Source organism: Streptomyces sp. NPDC032940, from assembly GCF_040636935.1.
Classification (GTDB): Bacteria; Actinomycetota; Actinomycetes; order Streptomycetales; family Streptomycetaceae; genus Streptomyces.
Window position 1 is genome coordinate 1 of sequence record NZ_JBEZVJ010000084.1, and the last position, 1,777, is coordinate 1,777.

The following is a 1,777-nucleotide window of genomic DNA, read 5'->3' on the forward strand; positions in this document are numbered from 1 at the left end:
TCAAGGCCCGCGCACGGCGCGGGCGCGCGCCGCCTCTGCGGCGCGGCCTGCCTCCTAATGGTGCGGTAAGGCGCTGGGCGGTTTCTCATGGCCGAGCGTCCCTGGACGGGTGGGCATGTGGTGATCCGTAGTCGCTCCTGAGGCCTGACCTCTCAAGACAGAGTCGGCCCCACGTGCCTACTTGCCCAGTGCAGCAGCGCCGGGGGTGGCGGGGCCGGCCCGCGCTCATGCCTTCGTCCCGCGCGGACCGGCCCCGCCACCCCCGCTCGCACACAATCAGCGGCATCGTTGGCTCTCGTGGTTCAAGCCGCCGCCAGGGAACACCTCTCACCGCTCGGCGAACGCTCCCAGTTCCGCAGCTGACCGAGACCCCTGGCGACCGCTGGGATTGCGAACGGCTAATCGGATGACGGGCCTTGAGCCCTGCCATTAGGGAGACGCGCAACCCCGCCACGGCGACGACCTCACACCACCGCCACCCACCCAAGGACACCACCATGACCAGCGTGTTCTGCGGCATCGACTGGGCCACCGACCACCACGACATCGCACTGCTCGACGAGGCCGGCACCCTCCTGGACAAGCTCCGCATCGACGACACCCCAGAAGGCCTCAGCCAGCTCCTGCAGCTGCTGGCCCAGCACGGCGACAGCCCAGAGCACCCGATCCCGGTCGCCATCGAGACCTCTCACGGACTCCTGGTCGCCTGCTTACGCGCCACCGGCAGGCCCATCTACGTGATCAACCCGCTCACCGCCGCCCGCTACCGCGACCGCTACGCACTCAGCCGCAAGAAATCCGACCACCTCGACGCCAAAGTCCTGGCCCACATCCTGCGCACCGACCCCGCAGAGCACCGGCCCCTGCCCGCGGACAGCCACCTCGCCCAGGCCATCACCGTCCTGGCCCGAGCCCAACAGGACGCCGTCCGAGACCGCGTCCAGACCGGCAACCGACTGCGCTCCCACCTGCGCGAGTACTTCCCCGGCTTCCTCACCGTCTTCAGGCACTTCCGCGAAGGCCTCGCCTCACCCGTCACCCGCGCCCTGCTCGTCGCGGCCCCCACACCCACCCAGGCCGCCCAGCTCACCCGCCCGCAGCTGCGAGCGATCCTCAAGAAGGCCGGCCGACAAAGGGAGATCACCGGCGAAGTCGAACGCCTCCACACCCTGCTACGCGAACCACAGATGCACCAGCCACCCGACATCGAGCAGGCCATGGGCACCAAAACCCTCGCTCTGCTCAAGCAGTTCGACGCGGCCTGCACCAGCGCCGACGACCTGGAAGCAGCCACCACCGCCGCCTTCGCCACCCACCAGGACGCCGAAATCATCACCAGCTTCCCCGGCCTCGGCGCCCTCACCGGCGCCCGCGTCCTGGCCGAACTCGGCGACGACCACACCCGCTTCACCAGCCCGCGCGCCCTGAAGGCCTATGCCGGATCCGCCCCCATCACCAGATCCTCCGGACGCAAGACCACCGTCCTGGCCAGGCACATCAAGAACCAGCGTCTGGCCTCAGCCGGCTACATCTGGGCCTTCGCCGCCCTCACCGCATCCCCCGGAGCACGAGCCCACTACGACCGCCGCCGCACAGCCGACGACCGCCACGTCGCAGCCCAACGCAACCTCTTCAACCGCCTACTCGGCTGCCTGCACCACTGCCTCACCCACCGCATCCCCTACGACGAGCAGACCGCCTTCCCCAGCACCGCTTGACTGATCAACCGCATCGGATGTCTGTCTTCGCCCCGGCTGGCCGCGCCCGGCGGCGCGCT

At 69.6% G+C, this 1,777-nt stretch carries 1 protein-coding gene; it reads left to right on the top strand.

Annotated features, from left to right (window positions below):
- The first annotated feature begins 497 nt into the window (after positions 1-497).
- On the top strand, positions 498-1,718 hold the full coding sequence (locus tag AB0E77_RS34170) for an IS110 family transposase (protein WP_361578903.1): 1,221 nt from the start codon (positions 498-500) through the stop codon (positions 1,716-1,718).
- Positions 1,719-1,777: the final 59 nt, after the last annotated feature.

What these genes read in the sequence shown, in the direction of transcription:
- AB0E77_RS34170 (WP_361578903.1), top strand. Translation starts at nt 498, where the DNA reads ATGACCAGCGTGTTCTGCGGCATCGACTGGGCCACCGACCACCACGAC.